Origin of the sequence: Actinomadura sp. 3N508, assembly GCF_044326375.1 — a bacterium.
Taxonomy (GTDB): Bacteria; Actinomycetota; Actinomycetes; order Streptosporangiales; family Streptosporangiaceae; genus Spirillospora.
Genome location: NZ_JBIRAX010000007.1, coordinates 123,638 through 142,660, shown reverse-complemented (window position 1 = coordinate 142,660; position 19,023 = coordinate 123,638). Strand labels below are relative to the sequence as shown.

General features: G+C 72.2%; 19 protein-coding genes. 1 reads left to right on the top strand and 18 read right to left on the bottom strand.

The window, feature by feature from the left end; genetic code table 11:
• Window positions 1-17: 17 nt before the first annotated feature.
• The 7 genes from ACH34S_RS25040 to ACH34S_RS25010 are packed head-to-tail and all read right to left on the bottom strand — an operon-like array spanning window position 18 to window position 6,934.
• Window positions 18-782 (bottom strand): ABC transporter permease, encoded by a 765-nt coding sequence (locus ACH34S_RS25040; RefSeq protein ID WP_395955223.1) that lies wholly within the window; start codon window positions 780-782, stop codon window positions 18-20.
• Window positions 783-795: 13 nt separating this feature from the next.
• Window positions 796-1,542 (bottom strand): ABC transporter permease, encoded by a 747-nt coding sequence (locus ACH34S_RS25035; protein WP_395955222.1) that lies wholly within the window; start codon window positions 1,540-1,542, stop codon window positions 796-798.
• Window positions 1,539-2,381 (bottom strand): ABC transporter ATP-binding protein, encoded by an 843-nt coding sequence (locus ACH34S_RS25030; RefSeq protein WP_395955221.1) that lies wholly within the window; start codon window positions 2,379-2,381, stop codon window positions 1,539-1,541. The genes ACH34S_RS25035 and ACH34S_RS25030 overlap by 4 nt, the downstream gene beginning before the upstream one ends.
• Window positions 2,378-3,490, bottom strand: coding sequence for an ABC transporter substrate-binding protein (locus ACH34S_RS25025; protein WP_395955220.1), 1,113 nt, complete (start codon window positions 3,488-3,490; stop codon window positions 2,378-2,380). Before ACH34S_RS25025 ends, ACH34S_RS25030 begins: the two co-directional genes overlap by 4 nt.
• Window positions 3,491-3,501: 11 nt before the next feature.
• Window positions 3,502-4,704, bottom strand: a complete 1,203-nt coding sequence (locus ACH34S_RS25020; RefSeq protein ID WP_395955219.1) for a M24 family metallopeptidase — start codon at window positions 4,702-4,704, stop codon at window positions 3,502-3,504.
• A complete protein-coding gene (locus tag ACH34S_RS25015; protein ID WP_395955218.1) occupies window positions 4,692-5,810 on the bottom strand; it encodes a sugar phosphate isomerase/epimerase family protein in 1,119 nt (372 codons plus the stop codon). Before ACH34S_RS25015 ends, ACH34S_RS25020 begins: the two co-directional genes overlap by 13 nt.
• A complete protein-coding gene (locus ACH34S_RS25010; protein ID WP_395955217.1) occupies window positions 5,807-6,934 on the bottom strand; it encodes a sugar phosphate isomerase/epimerase family protein in 1,128 nt (375 codons plus the stop codon). Before ACH34S_RS25010 ends, ACH34S_RS25015 begins: the two co-directional genes overlap by 4 nt.
• Before the next feature lie 342 nt (window positions 6,935-7,276).
• On the opposite strand from ACH34S_RS25010, the gene ACH34S_RS25005 reads away from it, so the two are divergent.
• A complete protein-coding gene (locus ACH34S_RS25005) occupies window positions 7,277-7,939 on the top strand; it encodes a FadR/GntR family transcriptional regulator (protein WP_395955216.1) in 663 nt (220 codons plus the stop codon).
• Window positions 7,940-8,012: 73 nt separating this feature from the next.
• Here the strand turns inward: ACH34S_RS25005 and ACH34S_RS25000 are convergent, their stop codons facing one another.
• The 11 genes from ACH34S_RS25000 to ACH34S_RS24950 all read right to left on the bottom strand — a co-directional run bounded on the left by ACH34S_RS25000 (window position 8,013) and on the right by ACH34S_RS24950 (window position 18,271).
• Window positions 8,013-9,176, bottom strand: coding sequence for a nucleoside hydrolase (locus ACH34S_RS25000; RefSeq protein WP_395955215.1), 1,164 nt, complete (start codon window positions 9,174-9,176; stop codon window positions 8,013-8,015).
• Between the two features lie 22 nt (window positions 9,177-9,198).
• Entirely contained in the window at window positions 9,199-10,212 is a 1,014-nt protein-coding gene (locus ACH34S_RS24995; RefSeq protein ID WP_395955214.1) for an ABC transporter permease, read from the bottom strand.
• On the bottom strand, window positions 10,209-11,756 hold the full coding sequence (locus ACH34S_RS24990; RefSeq protein ID WP_395955213.1) for a sugar ABC transporter ATP-binding protein: 1,548 nt from the start codon (window positions 11,754-11,756) through the stop codon (window positions 10,209-10,211). Before ACH34S_RS24990 ends, ACH34S_RS24995 begins: the two co-directional genes overlap by 4 nt.
• A 7-nt stretch (window positions 11,757-11,763) precedes the next feature.
• A complete protein-coding gene (locus ACH34S_RS24985) occupies window positions 11,764-12,732 on the bottom strand; it encodes a sugar ABC transporter substrate-binding protein (protein ID WP_395955212.1) in 969 nt (322 codons plus the stop codon).
• The gene (gene rbsD, locus ACH34S_RS24980; RefSeq protein WP_395955211.1) at window positions 12,702-13,157 is read right to left on the bottom strand and encodes a D-ribose pyranase; all 456 of its coding nucleotides are present in this window, start codon (window positions 13,155-13,157) and stop codon (window positions 12,702-12,704) included. The genes ACH34S_RS24985 and rbsD overlap by 31 nt, the downstream gene beginning before the upstream one ends.
• A complete protein-coding gene (locus tag ACH34S_RS24975; RefSeq protein ID WP_395955210.1) occupies window positions 13,154-14,116 on the bottom strand; it encodes a ribokinase in 963 nt (320 codons plus the stop codon). Before ACH34S_RS24975 ends, rbsD begins: the two co-directional genes overlap by 4 nt.
• Entirely contained in the window at window positions 14,109-15,188 is a 1,080-nt protein-coding gene (locus tag ACH34S_RS24970; RefSeq protein ID WP_395955209.1) for a LacI family DNA-binding transcriptional regulator, read from the bottom strand. The genes ACH34S_RS24975 and ACH34S_RS24970 overlap by 8 nt, the downstream gene beginning before the upstream one ends.
• Window positions 15,189-15,267: 79 nt before the next feature.
• Window positions 15,268-15,441 (bottom strand): hypothetical protein, encoded by a 174-nt coding sequence (locus tag ACH34S_RS24965; protein WP_395955208.1) that lies wholly within the window; start codon window positions 15,439-15,441, stop codon window positions 15,268-15,270.
• 529 nt (window positions 15,442-15,970) lie between these two features.
• A complete protein-coding gene (locus ACH34S_RS24960; protein ID WP_395955207.1) occupies window positions 15,971-16,174 on the bottom strand; it encodes a hypothetical protein in 204 nt (67 codons plus the stop codon).
• 556 nt (window positions 16,175-16,730) lie between these two features.
• Entirely contained in the window at window positions 16,731-17,411 is a 681-nt protein-coding gene (locus tag ACH34S_RS24955) for a class F sortase (RefSeq protein ID WP_395955206.1), read from the bottom strand.
• 323 nt (window positions 17,412-17,734) lie between these two features.
• The gene (locus tag ACH34S_RS24950; RefSeq protein ID WP_395955205.1) at window positions 17,735-18,271 is read right to left on the bottom strand and encodes a hypothetical protein; all 537 of its coding nucleotides are present in this window, start codon (window positions 18,269-18,271) and stop codon (window positions 17,735-17,737) included.
• Between the last annotated feature and the right edge of the window lie 752 nt (window positions 18,272-19,023).

Sequence of the window (19,023 nt, the reverse complement as noted above, 5' to 3'; positions counted from 1 at the left end):
GTGCAGGCCGGCCGGAGTCAGGTCACCCGGTTCAGGACCCGGCGCTCCAGCCGGGTCGCCGCGACGAACGCCGCGACCGCGAGTCCCGTGGCGACGACACCGGTTCCCCACGCGCGGGCGTAGTGGGAGTACGACACGGAGTCGACGAACATGAACCCGAGGCCGCTCTTGCCGATGAGGAACTCGGCCAGCATCGCCGACAGGATCGTGCTCGGAGCGGCGATGCGGACGGCCACCAGCGCGTTCGGCGCCGCGTACGGGACGAGCAGCCGGACGAGGATGGCCCGCTTCGACGCGCCGAGCACCGTGAAGACGTCCAGGACGACCGCCGGAGGCGCCCGCAGACCGGACGCGACCAGGCTGAACGCCGGGAAGAACGTCACGACCACGGTGATGGCCACCACCGCGGCCCGGCCGGTGCCGAGCAACCCGATCATGACGGGCACGATCGCCACCACCGGCACCGAGCGCATCAGCACCGCCGCCGGGGTCAGCACCGCCGTCATGATCCGCGAGGACCAGACCAGGACGGCGAGCACGCCGCCGACGAGCGTCCCGGCGGCGAGGCCGGCGAGGGCCGTCCAGGTGGTGGTGAGCGCCGGCCCGAGGTAGGCGCCCGGGTGGCCGGCGATGTCGGCGGCGACGCGCTGCGGCATCGGGGCCACCAGCTCGGTGTATCCGTTCACCTTGACCCACAGCGCCCACCCGCCGACGAGGAGGACGGCCGGCCAGGAGACCTGGAGGCAGCGCTGCAGCATCCGCGGCGTACGGGCGTCGTTCACGAGATCCTCCTCATCAGGTGAACCGGCGGACCGAGGCCCCGCGGACGGCGGTCAGCGTCCCGTACGCGGCCAGGGACACCACCGACAGGCACAGCGCGTGCGCCCACAGCTGGACGATGTCGAAGTTCTGCATCGAGCTCACCAGCAGGACGCCGATACCGCGCGGCGCCCCGAACCACTCGCCCACGACCGCGCCGAGCAGGGCCGCCGGGGCGGCGAGCGCCAGCCCGTCGAAGAGGGCCGGGACGGCGGCCGGGGCGCGCAGCCGCGCCAGGGTGCTCGTCCGGGACGCGCCGAGGACCTGGAACAGGTCGTCCAGGCTCGTCGCCGGACGGGAGAACGCCGAGGACATCGCGACGAAGACCGCGAAGCCCGCGCCGAGCGCCGCGATCACCGCGGGCGTCCGCTCGGCGCCCGCCGTGGTGACGAGGACCGGGCCGAGCGCGATCAGCGGGACGGTGCTGAGCAGGACCGCGAGCTGGCTCATGCCGGCCCGAAGCCACGGGACGACGAGGCCGAGCGCGGCGGCGGCGACACCGGCGAGGGCGCCGCCGAGCAGCCCGGTCGCGGCCTCCGTCACGGTCGCCCCGGCCGCGCGCGCGAGGATCGTCCTGCCCGGCTCCCCGGTGCTGTAGGAGAGGACGGACGACAGCGGCGGCCAGGTGCTGCCGGCCGCCCCGGTCCGGCCGACCACCTCGAACATCGCTAGCAGGACGGCGCCGCCCAGCACGCTGGCGCCCGCCCTCCGCGCCGCGATCACGGCCGGCCGCCGGAGGGATCGTCGAGCAGCGCGATCAGCCGGTCGACGATGTCGTGGAAACCGTGGCCGCGGGTGAAGTCCTCGCCGCGGGGCCGGGGCGCGGGCACGACCTCGACATGCGCCACCGAGCCGGGACGTCCGGTCATCACGGCCACCCGGTCGGCGAGCAGGACGGCCTCGGCCACGTCGTGCGTCACCAGCACGGTGGTGGTGCGCCGCCCCGCCCAGACCGCCCCGAGTTCGAGGTTGAGGCGGCGGCGGGTGACGGCGTCCAGCGCGCCGAACGGCTCGTCGAGCAGCAGCACGTCGGGGTCCAGCGCCATGGACCTCGCGATCGACACCCGCTGCCGCATCCCGCCGGAGAGCTGCTTCGGACGGGCCCGGGCGAAGCCCTCCAGCCCGACCGTCGCGAGCAGCGCGCGGATCCGCTCCGCGGGCACCGCGCGGCCGGCCAGCCGGAAGGGCAGCGCGACGTTGTCCCACGTGCTCGCCCACGGCAGCAGCGCAGAGTCCTGGAACGCGACGCCGAGGCGGTGCCGGGCGATCAGGTCGGACGGCGGGCCGCCCTCCACCCGGACCGAGCCCGAGGTCGGCGTCTCCAGCCCGGTGATCATCCGCAGCACCGTCGACTTGCCGCAGCCCGACGGCCCGAGCAGCGCGACGAACTCGCCGCGCGCGACGGTCAGGTCGACTCCGTCCAGGGCGCACAGCGGCTCGCGCCGCCGCGACAGGGCGAACTCCTTGGCGACTCCGCGAAGCTCCACCATGGCGGTGTCCCCGGCCGGTTCGTCGTGCCCGTCCCTGGACGGGCGGCCGTCGCCGACCACGGTGCCGCTCACAGCTTCGGGCCTTTCGCGTACACCTCGTCGAGGACGGAGGTGTCGACGGCCTTGCCCACGACCGGCAGCCGCGCCGCGCCCGCCAGCCGGAGCCACGGATACATCCGGGACGTCAAGGTCTCCGGGTCGATGCGCAGCATCCCCTTGGACTTGGTCAGCCCGCTCTCGGTCAGCGGTGTCTGGAGCGCGTTCTGCCGGTTCTGCTGCTTCTCGTCGAGGCCGAGGTCGACGCCGTACTTCCGCAGGACGAGCCGGACCGCGGCGCCGGGATCGGCCAGGTTGTCCTGCCAGCCGCGGGCGGACGCCCGCATGAACTTCACGACGACGTCGCGCCGCCGCGCCACCGTGGCGCGCTTGCACGAGATGATGTTGGCGTAGGCCGGGCAGCCCAAGCCGCCGTAGGTCACGACCTCGTAGCCCGAACCGCGCTGCAGCCCGAACTTGGTCTCCAGCGTGATGGGCTGGTTGGTGACGAAGCAGTTGTAGGCGTCGCCCTTGCCCTGGACCAGCGCGCCTGGATCGAACCCGGCCGGGACGAACTGGAAGTCGGGCTTCAGGTTGTTGGCCTTGTACAGGCCCTGCAACAGCGGCTGCGTGCCCTGCTGGCTGAGGATGCGCCGTCCGGGCAGATCGTCCGGCCTGGTCAGCGGGTTCTTGCTCAGCGAGAGCAGGCCGTTCGGGTCGGTCTGGAACTGCGCGCCGAGCAGCACCAGGTCGTTGCCCTTGCCGATCACTTCGAGCACCTGGCGCATGTTGGGGTCGACGGCGAGGTCGACCGCGCCGGAGGCGAGCTGGACGTGCGGCAGCGGCGTGTTCGGCCCGCCGCCCCGGAACACGACGTCGAGGCCCTCGTCGCGGTAGTAGCCCCGGTCGGCGGCCAGCCAGAACCCGGCGAACTCGATGTTCGTCACCCATCCGAGGGCGACCTTGAGCCGGGTCCCCGATCCGGCGCCGGCCGCCGGGCCGCCGCCGCAGGCCGCCGCCGCGGTCCCGGCGCCCGCCAGCAGCGCCCCGGCCGCCACTGCCTTGAGGAGATCGCGGCGGGACCGGGCCGGGCCCCCCTGCGCCGGGCCCGCCGAGCCGGTAATGATCTTGGATTGGTCGATCACGGTGGCACCCTTCATGAGGTGGGGTGGGACGGGCGGGAGCCGGCGCCGAGGCGGACCAGGCCGCGCTCGGACGAGGTGAGCCAGACGGCTCCGGTCGAGGTCACCCGCGCCATGTCACCGGCGCACACGTGCCCGAGGCCCGGCACGGAGTAGTTCGGGTGGACCTCCACCACCATGCCTTCGGCGAACACCGCGTCCGCGAACCGCGGATCGGCCTGGCCGGCGCCGCTGACGGCCCGCATCGCCGGTTCGGAGTAGCTGAGCCCCAGCCCGTGGCAGAACTGGAACCGGAACGGGTCCTCGCCCGCCGGGTAGGGGCACGCGCCGTCGACGAGTTCGGCCGTGCGGGAGGCGGCGTCCGCGAGCGGCACGCCAGGGCGCATCAGCGCGGCGACCTCGTCCTGGACGGCGAGGAGGTGGCGGGCGTGCTCCTCCAGGAGCGGCTGCGGCCGGTCGCCCACCACGGCCATCCGGAGGCTCTGGCCGTAGAAGCCCTCGTGGCGGACGGTGGTCCCGATCTGGAGGCGGTCGCCGTCGGCGAGGACGTCCCGCAGTTCCCGCTGCTCGAAGTAGGTGGTGGGCGGCGCTTCGCCCGTCGCGATCCAGCACCCGGCGGACTCGGCGCCGAGGGAGCGTCCGGTCTGCTCCGCCACGACCATCAGCTCCGCGCCCGAACGGGGACGCGCGGCGGCCTCGGCGAAGACCCGCTCGATCATCGCGTCGGAGATCGCGGCGACCGCCTTCGCCGCGTCCGCGAAGTCGGCGTAGTGGCGCATCCGCATCGCGTGGAGGCAGCCGTCCACCGGGTGCGGCTCGGGCAGCACCCCGCGCAGCGCATCGGCCGGACCGGCGGGCAGTTCCGACAGGCCGGCGACGCAGGTCCGTGATCTCCGGAGGAGGGCCGTGAGCGGCTCGGCGAACGCGGCGGGCCCTGCCAACTGCCGGACGTCCGCCGTGTCGCCGAGACGTGCGCGAAATCCGCGGGCGTCATGCGGCCCGACCGCGAGCACGACCGGCCGCCGGCCGCGGCGGAGCACGACGGCGGCCGGGCTGAAGGGCGGTGCCCAGCCGGTGAGGAACCGCACGTTCCCAGGCGAGTCGGCGGCGGGCCCGAGGCATCCGGGAGCGCCGAAGACCACGACCGCGTCGGCGTCGGCGCGCTGCAGGAGTTCGTCCCAGCGGGCGGACAGCGCCTCGGTCGTCACGCCGGACACGGCACGCCTCCCTCGGTCGCGAGCGAACGCAAGTGCGCGGCGCCGGCCCGGACGAACGCCACCGCGTCGGCGTGCGTGAACGGGCGTCCCGCGAACGCGGACATCGGCTCGGCGGCGCCCTCGGCGACCCGGCGGTCGCCCTCCGCGGCCAGCCGGACGACGGCGGCCAGCTCGGCGGCGGACAGGTCCGGGTGCACGGCGTGCCAGGCCGGGTCGTACAGCTCGATCGTCAGCGGACGCAGGTACGGGTGCAGGCCGTCCGCGCCGCCGCCGGACTCCGCCGCGGAGGTGAGAGTCTCCAGGCTGAGGTTGGGCCGGGCCCCGGCGTCCCGGAGCGCCCGGAGGATCGCCGCCAGGTCGAGCGTCCCGGCGCCCACGGGCCGGAGCTGGTAGCGCAACCCGTCCGCGCCGACGCCGAGGAGGCAGTCCTTGACGTGGGTCTGGCGCACGTGCGGCGCCACCCGCCGCGCGCTCGCCAGCGGGTCCTCGCCGCGCTGCAGGAGGTTGGTGGTGTCGTAGGTGATGCCGAGGACGTCGGGCCCGACGCGCTCGATCAGCCTGACCAGCTCGAACGAGGTGATCTCCTCGTGGGTCTCCAGGTTGAGGTGGACGCCGTGCTCCCGGCACACAGGCGCGAGCAGGTCGAGGAAGCGCGCGGTCTCGTCCAACTGGGCCGGCCAGTCGACATCGCTCCGGAACCGGTCGTAGGCGAACCGTCCCGGGTAGTTCTTGTAGCCACCGGTGACGACCCACAGCTCCCGGCATCCGATCCCGGCCGCCGCCTCGATCGCGCGGCGGAAGCCGAGCACGGTGTCCCCGTCGCCCGCCCGGCGCAGCTGCGGATGCTCGGCCATCGCGTACGGGTTGACGTTCCCGACGCCGGTTTCGAGGTAGAGCCCGAGGGCGTCGGCGCGATGGCGGTACTCGATGAGGTCGCCGGCGGCAAGGGCCGGGTCCATGTCGAAGACGGTGCGGTAGAACACGCCGTCGAGGCCCAGGTCCTTGGCCAGGTCCAGGCGCTCGATGGGCGGGCGTCCCTGGGCGCCGGGCACTTTGCGGCCGTCTATTCCGACGCGCGTTCTCGTGGCGTCCGGTGTCGGAGTCATGCCGGCACCGCCGAGGGACGAGTCGCGGCGGCCACCCGGTCACGGACCTGTGTGACGTGGTCCAGGCTGCGCCGCACGGCCGCCATCGCCTCGGCGTGACCGAAACGGGCCGGTGGCGATGCGGCCCGCGGACGCCGCGACGCGTGGTCGTACACCAGGCCCGTGAACGCGGCGAACTCGGAAATGGTCAGGTCGGAATGCGAGCCGGCGAACTCCGCGTCGCGGATCGGCAGCACCGTGACCGGCGCCGGACCCGGGAAGTCGTCGCGCGACTCCTGGTTCTCGATCGTCAGGTTCACCGCCGGAGCGGTGCGCGCGAGCGTCGCCAGGACGTGCTCGAAGTCGACCAGGCCGTCGCCGCAGGGCGTGAGGTCGAATCGGAGGCCGTCCTCGACCGGGGACAGCGAGCAGTCCTTGAGCTGCGTCTGCCGCACGTACGCGGCGACCCGGTCGGCGGTGGCGTGCGGATGCTCCAGCCGCTGCAGCGGGTTGGCCGTGTCGAAGACGATGCCGTACACGTCCGGGCCCGCCGCCTCGACGAGCTCGACCAGCTCGAACGAGGTGATCTCCTCGTGCGTCTCCAGGTTGACGTGCACGCCGAGGTCGAGGGCGATCGGCCGCAGCCGGCCGAGGAACCGGGCCGTCGCCGCGAGCTGCTCCGTCCAGGTCACGTCGGTGCGGAACCTGTCCCAGACGAACCTGCCGGCGTACCCGGCCTGGTAGCCGGTCGTCGCCGCCCACAACTCGGCGCAGCCGATCCGCGCGCCGGCCTCGATCATCCGGCGGAACCCGAGCAGGATGTCGCCGTCGCCCGCCGCCCGCAGCTCGGGCGTCTCCGGTGTGGCGAACGGGTTGACCTTGCCCAGCCCCGCCTCCAGGTACATGCCGAGGTCGTCGGCGTGCTCGCGGATCTCCCGCAGCTCGCCGGCGTCGAGGGCCGGGCTCATGTCGAGCAGGGTGCGGAAGAAGACGCCCTCGAAGCCCGTGTCGCGGGCACGGTCGAGCGTGTCGTGGCACCCGCCCCGCACGGCGCCCGGGAACTTGCGGCCGTCGACGCCGATCCGAGGCGGCCACGGCGCCTCGGGGGTCTCCGCTGTCTCCGGGACGGGCTTGCTGTCGTGCACTGCTGCGCCCTCTCTGGTATTACCGGTATTACCGGAGACGGAATGTAGCAATGCGTCACGCTCCTGTCCAGGGCTTCCTCGCCGGACGGGGCGGCGGTCCGCGGCGGCCGCGGCCGGCGCGCCCGGTATGTTGCACGTGCGCCACCGGACCGTGGCCCGCGGCGCCCGCCGCGTCCGCGCGGCGGTGCGCGGCCTCCCCTGCCGCAGGGACCGGCGGGCAGCGAACGAAGGAGTCGACCCAGCGATGACGCGGTGCAGCGACGACGGCCGGAACCACCGGTGCGCTCCACCCGGCGCGCACGCACGGGGCCCCGGCGCCCCGCGACCGGACGGCGGTCACCGGTGAGCGCGCGGACGCAGCGCTCACGCGTCGCCGACCAGCTGCTCCAGGACATCAGGGCCCGGCGCTACGGCCCCGGCGAGCGGCTCCCGTCGGAGCGGCGGCTGTCGGAGGCATTCGGCGTCTCGCGGCCCGTCGTCCGCGAGGCGCTCGGCATGCTGAGCTCGCTCGGGCTGGTCGACGTCCAGGTGGGCCGGGGCGCCTTCGTGACCGCGAAGGACGTCGCCCTCCAGTCCCGGGACGTCCAGCGGTCCCTCGTCGAGGTGACCGTCATGCGGGAGGTGCTGGAGTGCGGCGTGCTCGGCGTCTCGTCCCGGCGCGGCCCGGACGCGGCGGAGACCGCCGAGGTCGAGGCGGCGCTGGCCGAACTGGAGCGGTGCGCCGCGGACGGCGCCGAGGCGACGGGCGCGGACCACCGATTCCATCGCGCGATCGTCGCCGCCGCCGGGTCCGCGACCGCCGTCCGCCTGTGGGAGGAATTCACCAGCGAGATCTCGACCGTGATCAAGATCAGCCCGAACGGCAGCACCATGGACGAGGCCACGCTCGAACGGCACCGCGTCCTCGCCGCCGGCGTGCTGGGCGGCGAGTTCGAGCCGGCCCGGCAGGCGTGCCACGACCTGCACGAGGACTACCGGCGGTTCCTGCGCGACCTGCTCGGCTGACCGCGCCGGGCCCTCGGCGGCCGAAACGTCCTTGGCGGCCGCTCCGGCCGCCAAGGGCGTTTTTCATCGGCTGCTACCGACGCATGAGGTCGACGTAGAGATTCCAGAACGCGTCACGATTGATGTCGAAGAGAATGCGGACTTTCTGAGTTCCCGCCGGGAAATTGCCGGGATCGCCGAACGACCGGCGCCGCGATTCGCCGTAGCCGATCGCGCGCCCGTAGTTCGGGCCGAGGTTGTCGTCGATGTCGACGTAGCGTTCCTCGACCTTGGTGGCGATCTCGGGCCGCAGATAGACGGCGGCCGTCAGCGCGTCCCACACGAACGAGCTGGACGCCGGGTTCCGCTCGAAGCGCGGCCCGTGCAGATCCTTGAACATCTTCTTCAAGGGCGTTTCGGGTCCGGCGACGATCCGATCGTATTCCTTCTTGGTGTAGTAGACGCGTTCGGCGATGTCGTTGGGGACGATCGTCTGCCTCTTGAATGGCGTGCGGAGCGCCATTTTGGCGGCCTCGGGATCGAACCACCAGTTGAACTCGGCGGCCGGGGACGTATTGCCGGGAATGTCGATCGCGCCGCCCATGTAGATGATCTCCTTGACCATCGGGACGATCTCCGGATGGGTCTTCACGGCGAGGGCGATGTTGGTGGCCGGTCCGATCGCGAACAGCGTGACCTGCCCCGGATACCTCTTGACCTGCTCGACGATGAAGTCGGCCGCGACCTGCCCGCTGGGCTTGCGCTTGGGATAGCCGCCATAGGGCTCCCGGGCGAGCTTGAGGTAGGACGGCGGCCGCGCGTGGCCGAACGCGCCCATGTACTCGACGTTGCCGAAGAGCTTCTCCTCGGCGGGCAACTGCTGGAGGCGCGCGGAGTTCAGCGGCTCGCCCGCCCCGGGCACGACCGGGATCCGGTGCTCCCCGACGATCTCCAGCTGGCGGAGCGCGTAGGCGGTGCCCTCCTCCGCCCAGCTGTTCCCGGCGACGACCGTCACGCCGAGCAGGTCGGCCCCGATGGCGTTGCGCAGCATGAACATGGTGATCGCGTCGTCGTTGAGCTGTCCCATGTCCGTGTCGATGATCGCTTTGCCGCGGGCCGCGGCGGCCGGCGCGGCGGGCCGTCCCGCGGGCGCCGCGGCCGGCCGCTGCGCCGGGGCGGCGGACGCGGCGACCGGGACGGCGGTGAGGCCGGCCACCAGGACGGCGGCGGCGCCGAGCGTTGTGAGGGGGATCTTCATGGGGGGTTCTCCTTGTCTCCCGTCAGGAGATGCGCTCGGCCAGCCTGCGCCGGTACGCATCGATGACGACGGCGATCATGATCACGCCCCCTGTGATCATGAGGCGTTGGAAGTCGGACACCCCGAGCAGCAGGAGTCCGTTGGTTAGCACGCCGAGCAGGCATGCCCCGAGGAAGGTGCCGACCATCGAGCCGCGGCCGCCGCCAAGGCTGGCGCCGCCGATCACGACGGCGGCGATCGCGTTCAGCTCGTAGCCCTGGCCGAGGATCGGGCTGGCGATGTTGAGCCGCGCCATGTAGGTGAGCGCGGCGACGCCGACGGTGAAGCCGGCGATCACGAAGGCGAGGACCTTGATGACGCCGGTGCGGTGCCCGGACAGCCGGACGGCCTCCTCGTTGTCGCCGACGGCGTAGACGAGGCGTCCGAAGACGGTGCGGGTGAGCACGAACCAGCCGACCGCGGCGAAGATCAGCGCCACCCAGAACACCGCGGGGACCCACAGGATGGTGAGCGTCCCGAAGTCGTTGAACTGCTGGGGAAGGTTGTAGATGGTCTTGGCGTCGGTGAAGTCCTGTGCGGCGCCGCGCGCCACGTACAGCATGCCGAGCGTGATGATGAAGGACGGCACCTTCCACGTCTCGGACACCGCGCCGTTGACCAGCCCGCACGTCGCGCCGATGGCGAGGCTCGCCAGCAGCGCGAGCAGGATGGCGACCGGTGCGGCCAGGTCGGCTTCGGTCATCACGGTGCCGGCGACCACGGCGCACAGCGCGAGGACGGAGCCGACCGACAGGTCGATCCCGCCGACCAGGATCACGAACGTCATCCCCACCGCGAGGATCGTGTTCAGGGTGATCTGGGTCATGATGTTGCGCAGGTTCTGCGTGGTGGCGAAGTCGCCCGCGGTGAGCGCGAAGACGAGCGTCAGCACGACCAGCGCGATGCCGATCCCGGCCTCCCCCATGACCTGCTGTGCGATGCGCGGCGCCCGCGCGGTGGGCTTCGGCTTGACCACCGAGGCGGCGGCGTTCGTCATGGCCGCTCGGCCTCCTTTCCATTGCGTCCGTCTCCGTCGCGTCCGTCGCGTCCGTTGCGGTATCCGGAGTAGGCCAGGGTGAGGATGTGCTCGGCGTCGAACTCCGGCCGGGGCACATCGGCGACGATCCGGCCGCGGGAGAACACGAGGATGCGGTCGCAGACGCCGATCAGCTCCGGCAGGTCCGACGAGACGACCACCAGGGCCCTGCCTTCGTCGGCGAGATCCATCAGCAGCCGGTGGATCTCGTAGCGGGCGCCGACGTCGATGCCGCGGGTGGGCTCGTCGATGATCAGCACGTCGGTGCCCGCGTACAGCCAGCGGGCGAGCACGACCTTCTGCTGGTTGCCGCCGGACAGGGTCCGGACGATCTGCCGGACGCCGGACGACCCGATCCGCAGCCTGTGCGCCAGTTCCTCCGCCGCCCGCGCCTCGGCGCCGGTCCGCAGCAGCCCGGCCCGGGTCACCTTGCGCAGGCTCGCCAGGCTGACGTTCGCGCTGATCGGCAGGCCGAGCGCCAGCCCCTGGGCCTTGCGGTCCTCGGTGAGCAGCCCGATGCCGAGGGCGACGGCGTGCCGCGGGTGACGGATGCGGGCCGGGCGTCCGCGCACCTCGATCCGCCCGCCGACGGCGCGGTCCGCGGCGAACAGCGCCCGCATCGTCTCGCTGCGCCCGGCGCCGACGAGCCCGGCCACGCCGACGATCTCGCCCGCCCGGGCCTCGAACGAGACGCCCGCCGCGGCGCCGCGCACCCGCAGCCCGTCGACCCGCAGCAGCACCTCGCCCGGCACGGCCGGCCCCCGGACGGGGAACTCCTGGCCGAGGTCGCGGCCGACCATCAGCCGGACCAGCTCCGCCGCATCGACCTCGCGCAGCGGCCGCGTCGTCACGTGCCGCCCGTTGCGCAGGACGGTCACCCGGTCGCCGATCTCGTACAGCTCCTCCAGATGGTGCGAGATGTAGATCACCGCGACGCCGCGGCCGGTGAGGCGGCGCAGGATCTCGAACAGCCGCCCGCTCTCCCGGCCGGTCAGCGTGGCGGTGGGCTCGTCCAGGACGAGCAGCCGCGCGTCCCGCGACAGGGCCTTCGCGATCTCCACGAGCTGCGCCTGCGCGATGCCGAGCCGGTCCATCCGGGTACCGCCCGGCACGTCCAGGCCGACCTCGTCGAGCAGGGCGCGGCACCGCCGTTGCAGGCGGCGGCGGTCCACGACGCCGAACCGGCGCGGGAGGCGCTGCAGGAAGAGGTTCTCGGCCACGCTGAGCCCCGGGATCGGCGTCAGTTCCTGGTGGACGACCTGGATCCCGGCGCGCAGCGCGGCGGCGGCGTTCGGCGGAGCGTGCCGGCGGCCGTCGAACGTCATCGTCCCGGCGTCCGGCCGTTCGACGCCGGTCAGGCACTTGACCAGCGTCGACTTGCCCGCGCCGTTCTCGCCGACGAGGACGTGCACCTCGCCCGGCCGGACCTCCAGGTCGACGCCGTCCAGCGCGACGACGCCGGGATAGCGCCTGACCAGGCCCCGGGCCGTCAGGAGCGCGTCCACGGGCACCTCAGCTCTGCCCGGCCGCGGTGATCAGCTTCACCTGGGTCTTCTGCCAGCCGGTGATCCGCTCGCCCTTGATCATCCGCATGGCGTAGTCGATGCCGACCGCGGCCTGGGTGGAGCCGTACTGGTCCACGGTGGCGACGACGCTGCCGTCCTTCAGGCTCGGCTGGATCGCCGGGATGTTGTCGAACGCGGCGATCTTCACCTTGCCGGTCTTGTGCGCGTCCTGGATCGCCTTGAGCGCGCCGAGCGCCATCGCGTCGTTGGCCGCGAGCAGGCCCTGCACGTCCGGGTGCGCGGTCAGCATGTTGCCCGTGATGGTGTGGGCCTCGTCGGTCTCCCAGTGGGCGGTTTTCGAGTCCAGGAGGGTGAGACCGCCCTGGGTGACCGCGTCCTTGAAGCCCTGGGCGCGCTGCTCGGCGTTGGCCGCGCCGGGATTGCCCTCAAGCATCACGACCTTGCCCCCGCGGCCGAGCTTCTTCGCCAGCTCGACGCCCGACTGGCGGGCCCCTTCGCGGTTGTCGGGGCCGACGAACGGGACCTGGAGGCCCGCCCCCTTCAGCGCGTCGTCGTCGAGCTTGACGTCGATGTTGACGACCTTCACGCCGGCGTCCGAGGCCCGCTTGAGCGGGGCGATGAGCGCGCGGGAGTCCGCCGGCGCGATCACGATCGCCGAGACCCGCTGGGTCACGCACTTCTCCACGGCCGCGACCTGGCCGTCGATGTCGGTCTCGTTCTGCGTGCCGACCGCGTCCAGCTCCAGGTCGCCGCGCTTGTTCGCGTGCGCGACCGCTCCGTCGCGCATCTGCTGGAAGAAGTCGTTGGCGAGCGACTTCATGACCAGGCACACCTTGGCCTTCTCGCCCGCCTTCGGCTGCCCGCCGGACGAGCCGCCGCCCTCCCGCCCGCAGGCCGCGGACGACGCGGCGAGGCTGAAGACGGTCAGCCCGATGAGGAGCGTTCGTCTTGCCATGGATCCTTCTCCTTACCGTGGGGGGTGGGCGCGAACGGCACGCCTGCGCGCAGGACGACGTTCGCGTAGGGGGTCGCCTCGCCCGTGCGGACGACCGCACGTGCCTGCGAGGTCAGCTGCTTGAGCCGCGCGTGCGGGACGCGGGCGGTCGGGGTCGCCGCGAGCGCGGCGTCCAGCCCGCGGCGCAGTTCCGGGTCGGCGGCCTCTTCGGCGACGGTCGCGGCCTCGGTGACGAGCTCGGCGAGGACCGTCCGCAGGACGGGCAGGAACCGCGGTTCGCCGGAGCGCCAGACCAGGTCGACCGCCTCCACGCCGGGCGGCACCGGCAGCCCGGGATCGGCCACGACGATGAGGTCGCCGTGACCGGCCGCCGCCACGATCTCCAGGAGGCGCGGGTGCCACAGGCCGTCCGGTCGCATCGTCATCGCCTCCCGGTGGGCTCGGCCGCGAGCAAGGCGTCCACGTCGGAGCGGGCGGGAAGGGAGCGCAGCGCTCCGCGGCGGGTCACGGCGAGGGCGCCGGCGGCGCACGCGCGGCGCGCGGCGTCCCGCAGCGGCAGCCCTTCCGCGACCGCGACGGTCAGCGCGGCGCAGAACGCGTCGCCGGCGCCCACCGCGTCGACGGCGGCGACCGGGAAGGGCGCGACCCGGAACGTTCCATGGTCATCGGCGCCCGCGGCGCCGTCCGCGCCGAGCGTCACCACCACCTGGCGCGGCCCCAGCCGGCGCAGCGCAGCGGCGACGGACGTCCAGTCCCGTTCGCGGGAGCCGTTCGAGCCGTCCGGCGCCGGCTGCAGGGCCGCTGCCTCGATCTCGTTGACGACGAGGACGTCCACCAGGCGCAGCAGGCGCGCCGTCGCGGTGTCCACGACCCGCGGCGCGGGCGCCGCGTTCAGCACGACCGGCATCGCGTGCCGCCGGGCCTCGGCCGCCGCCGCGGCGCACGCGGCGACCGGGATCTCCAGCTGCAGCAGCAGCGCGGACTCCGCGCCGCCGCCAGCCGCGGCCGCGGCGTCGTCCGCCCCGAGTGTCGCGTTGGCGCCGGGCGCGACGGCGATGGCGTTCTCGCCGTCCGGCCGCACCATGATCATCGCCAGCCCGGTCAGCGCCCCGGCGGCGACCCGGACGCCGGTCACGTCGATGCCCTCGGCAGCGACGGCCGCGCGCGCCTCCGCGCCGAACACGTCGTCCCCGACCCGTCCCGCCATCCGGACGGCCGCGCCGAGCCGCCGCGCGGCGACCGCCTGGTTGGCGCCCTTCCCGCCGGGCGAGCGCGCCGCGTCGCCGCCGAGGACGGTCTCGCCGCGCCCGGGCAGGCGCGGCACGCCGACCGCTAGGTCCATGTTGACGCTGCCCACGACGAGCAGCCGCACCGGCTCACTCATCGGCGCCGCTTTCGACCGTCCCGCCCGCGGCGATCTCGTGGTCGCCGCCCACGGGATCGGCGCAGCCGCACGACCCGCGGGCCACCAGTCGCGTCGCGAGGACGATGCGCTCGGGGGCGGCATCCCCGGACGTGCCTCCGGCGGGGTCGCGTCCGGCGAGGAGAAGCTCGACGGCGGTCCGGCCCAGCTCCGCGAACGGCTGGCGCATCGTGCTCAGGGACGGGATCGCATAGGCCGAGGCGGCCACGCCGTCGAAGGCGAACACCGCCAGGTCGCCCGGGACGGCGACGCCGAGCTCGGCGGCGGCGCGCAGCACGCCGATGGCCTGCTCGTCGCTCGTCACGAACAGGGCGTCGACGGCGGGCCGCTGCCGCAGCAGCCGGCGTCCGGCCAGGTAGGCGGCGGCGCGCCCGAACGGCGCATGCGCCACCGGCATCGTCGCCGGATCGAAGCCCGCCTCCGCCAGCGCGCGCCGCCATCCGTTCACCCGGTCCAGCGTCGGGTGGAGGCCGTCGGGCCCGGCGACGCACCCGATCCGGGTCCGGCCGTGGCCGATCAGATGCCGCACCGCCGCCGCCGCGCCGCCCTCGTTGTCGACCAGGATCTGCACGGCGTCGACGCCCTCGATCTCCCGGTCCATCACCAGGCACGGGATGCGGGCGTCCGCCAGCTCCGTCCGCCAGCCGGCCGGGCCGTGCGACGGGATGAGGACCAGGCCGTCGACCTGCCGGTCCAGCAGCGTGCGGACCTGCGCGACCTCCCGCTCGTCGTCGTCCCTGGCGTTGGCGAGCAGCAGCGTGTGGCCGTGCTCGAACGCGACGTCCTCGATCTCCCGCGCCAGCTCGGCGAAGAAGGGGTTCGCGTTGTCCGGGACGACGAGGCCGATCGTGGTCGTGCGGTTGCTGCGCAGCGACCGGGCCACCGCGTTCGGACGGTAGCCGAGCTCGCGGATCGCCTCCAGCACCCGTTCCCGGGTCGCGGGCGCGACATTGCGTGGCCCGTCGTTGAGGACGTAGCTCACCACGGCTTCTGATGTGCCGGCACGTCGCGCGACATCACGGCGGGTGACCATGGGCTCCCTGTTCAACTCGTGTTGGCAACTCGTGTAGATGGAGTTTCCGCGCCATCCCGGCCGATGTCAATGAGCACTTTCAGAGAGCTTGGCCGGCCGAGATCGCGTGCTCGCGCAGCAGACCGGCAGTGGCGTTGTCGATCTCCCCGTCGACGCGCACCACCACGATCCGGCCGCCCGGGCGGGGCTCGGTGCGTACCTTCAACCGCGTCCCAGGCGCGGACGGTGACCGCCCGACGGCATCGTCGCTCACACTGGTCACCTCCGTCGGGGTACCGGCCGATACCCGGCCCCGCCTGCGGGAAACGCGCCGGACCAGTGACGGGCAGACCGACCACGACGCCCCGGGGCTCAAGCGCCGAAGGCGAACCGCTGAGACGGCCGCCACGTTCTGGCCGATTGACGACGGGCGGTGGCGTGTTTCATAGGTGATCGCCTATGAAACACCGCGCAGCAGGTGGAGCGACCTGGCCGGATTTCGTTTCATGAGTCGTTGCACCCGGGTGGCGCTGCAACCACACACATGCTGTGCAAGCCGGAGCCGGTCTGGGTCGAGCTGCCGCATCCTGCGGCCACCGGGGCGGCATCGGCCGGGCATGCGCGGATCGGCTACGCCCGCGCGGTCGTGCACGCAGCGATCGGGTACCGGACCCTTTGGAGGTCCACACCGAGTACCTGAGCCGGCACCAGGCCGCGTAGGACCCTCATCAGGACGCTGTCCGGAAAACGCAGGGCCCCTCACAGCCAGCCCGGGCTGTGTCGTCGTGTTCCGCAGTCGGTGATCATGATGCGGGCGGTCCGGGTCTCGCGATCGTTCTTGTGCTCGTGCGGGTCTGGGCGGTGACGGCCGGTGGGGTGGGGTGGTCGTGGAGGGGGACGGCGATTCGGGGCAGGCCGTCGGGGCCTAGGGTGATGTCGGCGTCGACCTGGTAGACGGTGCGGAGCAGGTCGGTCTCGCTCCAGACCCAGGCGGCCGGGCCGCCCACGGACCGTCGACTCCTTCCGGGCTCTTGTCCCTTCGCCTGGTGCGGAACCTGGTCATGGACCTGGAAAACGCGGGTTGCCGGGCACTGTTCCTGATCTGTGACCGGACGGCAAGTTCCCGGATCTGTTCGACGCCGTCCAGGCCGATGCCGGCATCAGGGTGGTGCTGACCGGGGTGCGGATGCCGAGGATGAACGCGGTGAAGGAGCGGTGGGTGCAGACCAGCCGCCGTGAACTCCTGGACCGCACGCTGATCTGGAACCAGCACCTGCTCCACGCCTCCGCGAGTTCGAGACCTTCTACAACTCACACCGCCCGCACCACGGCATCGCCAACTCACGCCCGTTGAAGCCGCCGCCTCCACCGATCACCGAACCAGACCAGATCGCCCACCTGGACATCCGACGAAGGCAGCGCCTGGGCGGAATCCTCAACGAGTACGAACGTGCTGCTTGACCTGCGCGGACGTAGGTTCCGGCAAGTGCAGGGTTCTCGGGCGGTCGCTGTGGAGCAGGCGCGATGAGCGTCCACCGCCTCGCCTTGGTGAGGTGGGGCTCGTCAGTCGGGCGGCTTGCCCCCGTTCTCGGCGTTCTGGGAGCCGGGGAGCAGGGACGCGTAGACGATGATGTTGTCGTCGTAGTGGCCCCGCTCGCGGTCGAAGTTGCCGCCGCAGGTTACGAGACGCAGTTCCGGCCCGCCTTCGTCTCCGTAGACGCTCTCGGTCGGAAACCTGTCCTTAGAGACGCCCTTGACACCGTCGACGCGGAAGACCGCTGCCGTGCCGTCCTTGCGGACGACTTCGATCCGGCGTCCCTGGCGCAGCGCGCCCAAACTGTAGAAGACACCCGGCCCCTTCTTGGAGTCGACATGGCCGACCAGGACGCTGCGACCGTTCTCGCCCGGCGTCGGCCCGGCCCTGTACCAGCCGACCTCGTCGACGCGGCTTAGCGGTGGTACCCCAAGCGCCCCGTCGGGCTGGACGTCGACCGGGACGACCGGTGCGTCGACCTTGATGGACGGAATCCTGATCTGTTTCGGGACGGATGCGGGAAATGCCTGCTCCGGGTTAGGGGCCGGAGCCTTGGGCATGTCCGCGACCGACGCGGGCGGTTGCGGTGGCCCGTCTGGGCCGGTCGGCCGGAACCCGACGACGCACAGGGCGATGCCCGTCGAGGTGATCACGACGGCCAGCCAGTACCGCAGATGGACCGATCGGCTGCTTGGCTTTGCCTCGCTCATGGGCTCAGCCGAGACCCTTTGTACTGCTGCGGACCCGCCGCCCAGCGCGACGCGGTGTCGGTCCGCTCGCGGCCCCCGCCACCGCGAGCACCGTGCCGGTGCACGTTCTCAACTTCATTTCTCCCCCCGAACTGATGACATCCCTTAACCCGGCAGCACCAAAGAATTCTCACGTTCAATGTAAACTATCCTCCTTAATAGGGGGCCGACAATTCATCTATCTCGAATGCGGCGGAACATAACCGATCCGGGAGGCGGAAGGAGACGGCGGCCGGTGGCCACCTTGGGTGGCCGGCCGACCGCCGAACGGTCCGCTTCGCACCTCAGGCGACGTTCCTCGCCTGGCGGCGCCGCGCGGAGATCGCGATACCCGCGCCAAGGACGAGCGCGCCGATGCCGGCACCGGCCAGCGTCGGGTTCGCCACCACGGAGGTGCCGCCGCCACCGGCGGAGACGCCGCCGACTGGCTTGATCCGCTTCAGGTACTTTGCGAAGACCCAGCCATGGCGCTGCTCCACCGGCACGTCCCCGCGCAGCTCGACCCAGCCGCCGTGGCTCGTCTTGCAGTCCGCGTTGACGTGCGAGCCGAACTTCAGCGCCGGCGGGATCACCTTGCCTCGCGGCGTCTGGTGAACCCTGAGCCCGTGCCGCGCGGTGACCTCGTAACGGCAGATGCTGCCGACAGTGGGCTTCTCCGGCGATGCGGTGGTCGTCGCCGCCAGGGCGGTGGCACCGCCGCTCAGCATGGTCAGGCTGCTCGCCGCCCCGGCCACCGCGACCGCCATGCCGGTACGCGCGCTACTCCTCATTTTTTCTCCCTCGAACAAGTGATCTCGGCGTTTGCCGGAGGTGTCCGGCATCGCCTTTCCTGATCACGCTGCCCGGAGGGATGCCACACATGTCACTCTGGTCGCAAATACTGAGAATAGTGATCGGTAGGAATGGTGAAAGCCCCCGCCCAGGCGGATCTCGAATCGATAAACCGATCATGTAGGGAAACGGCGACATTTCTGGCGCTCCAGCCGTACTTGGGGTTTTCGGCCTGATTGGAGATCGTTCATTCTGAATTTGCTGGTCACGGGGGTGGCCTGGGACGGGTTTGGTGTGATCTGGCTGCTTGATCGCTGTGCTGGCGAGTGATGATCGTTTGCCGGTGGGGTGATTGCGGGAGTTAGCCGCCGGGGGTGTTCAGGTTGACGTAGTGTGCGGACACGCTGGGCCGCGGTGTGGTGGGTGTTCCGGTCGAGGCCATGGTGAGCTGGCCGGACGCCTCTTGCCGGGCTGGGCGGTCACGGTTATCAAGGTGTGGCGGGCCCGGGTGGTGCCGATCGCTCCCCGGGTAAGGCTGCGCCCCAAGGACACGCGCCGGTTCATCGATACGATCCACGCCCAGCTCGGCGGACAACCCCACGAGGAGAACCTCCGCATCACCGATTCCCCCACCGCCGATCGCTACCGGCAGATGTCCAGACTCGCCACCGCCAGCACACGATATGTCCAGATCGTGTGCTGGTGGTGCTCCCACGTACACCGAGTTCGGCGTCAGCCGATACGAGAGGGATGGTCCGATGGGCTGGCACACGGATGGCCCTCTACCAATGTGCCATCGCGG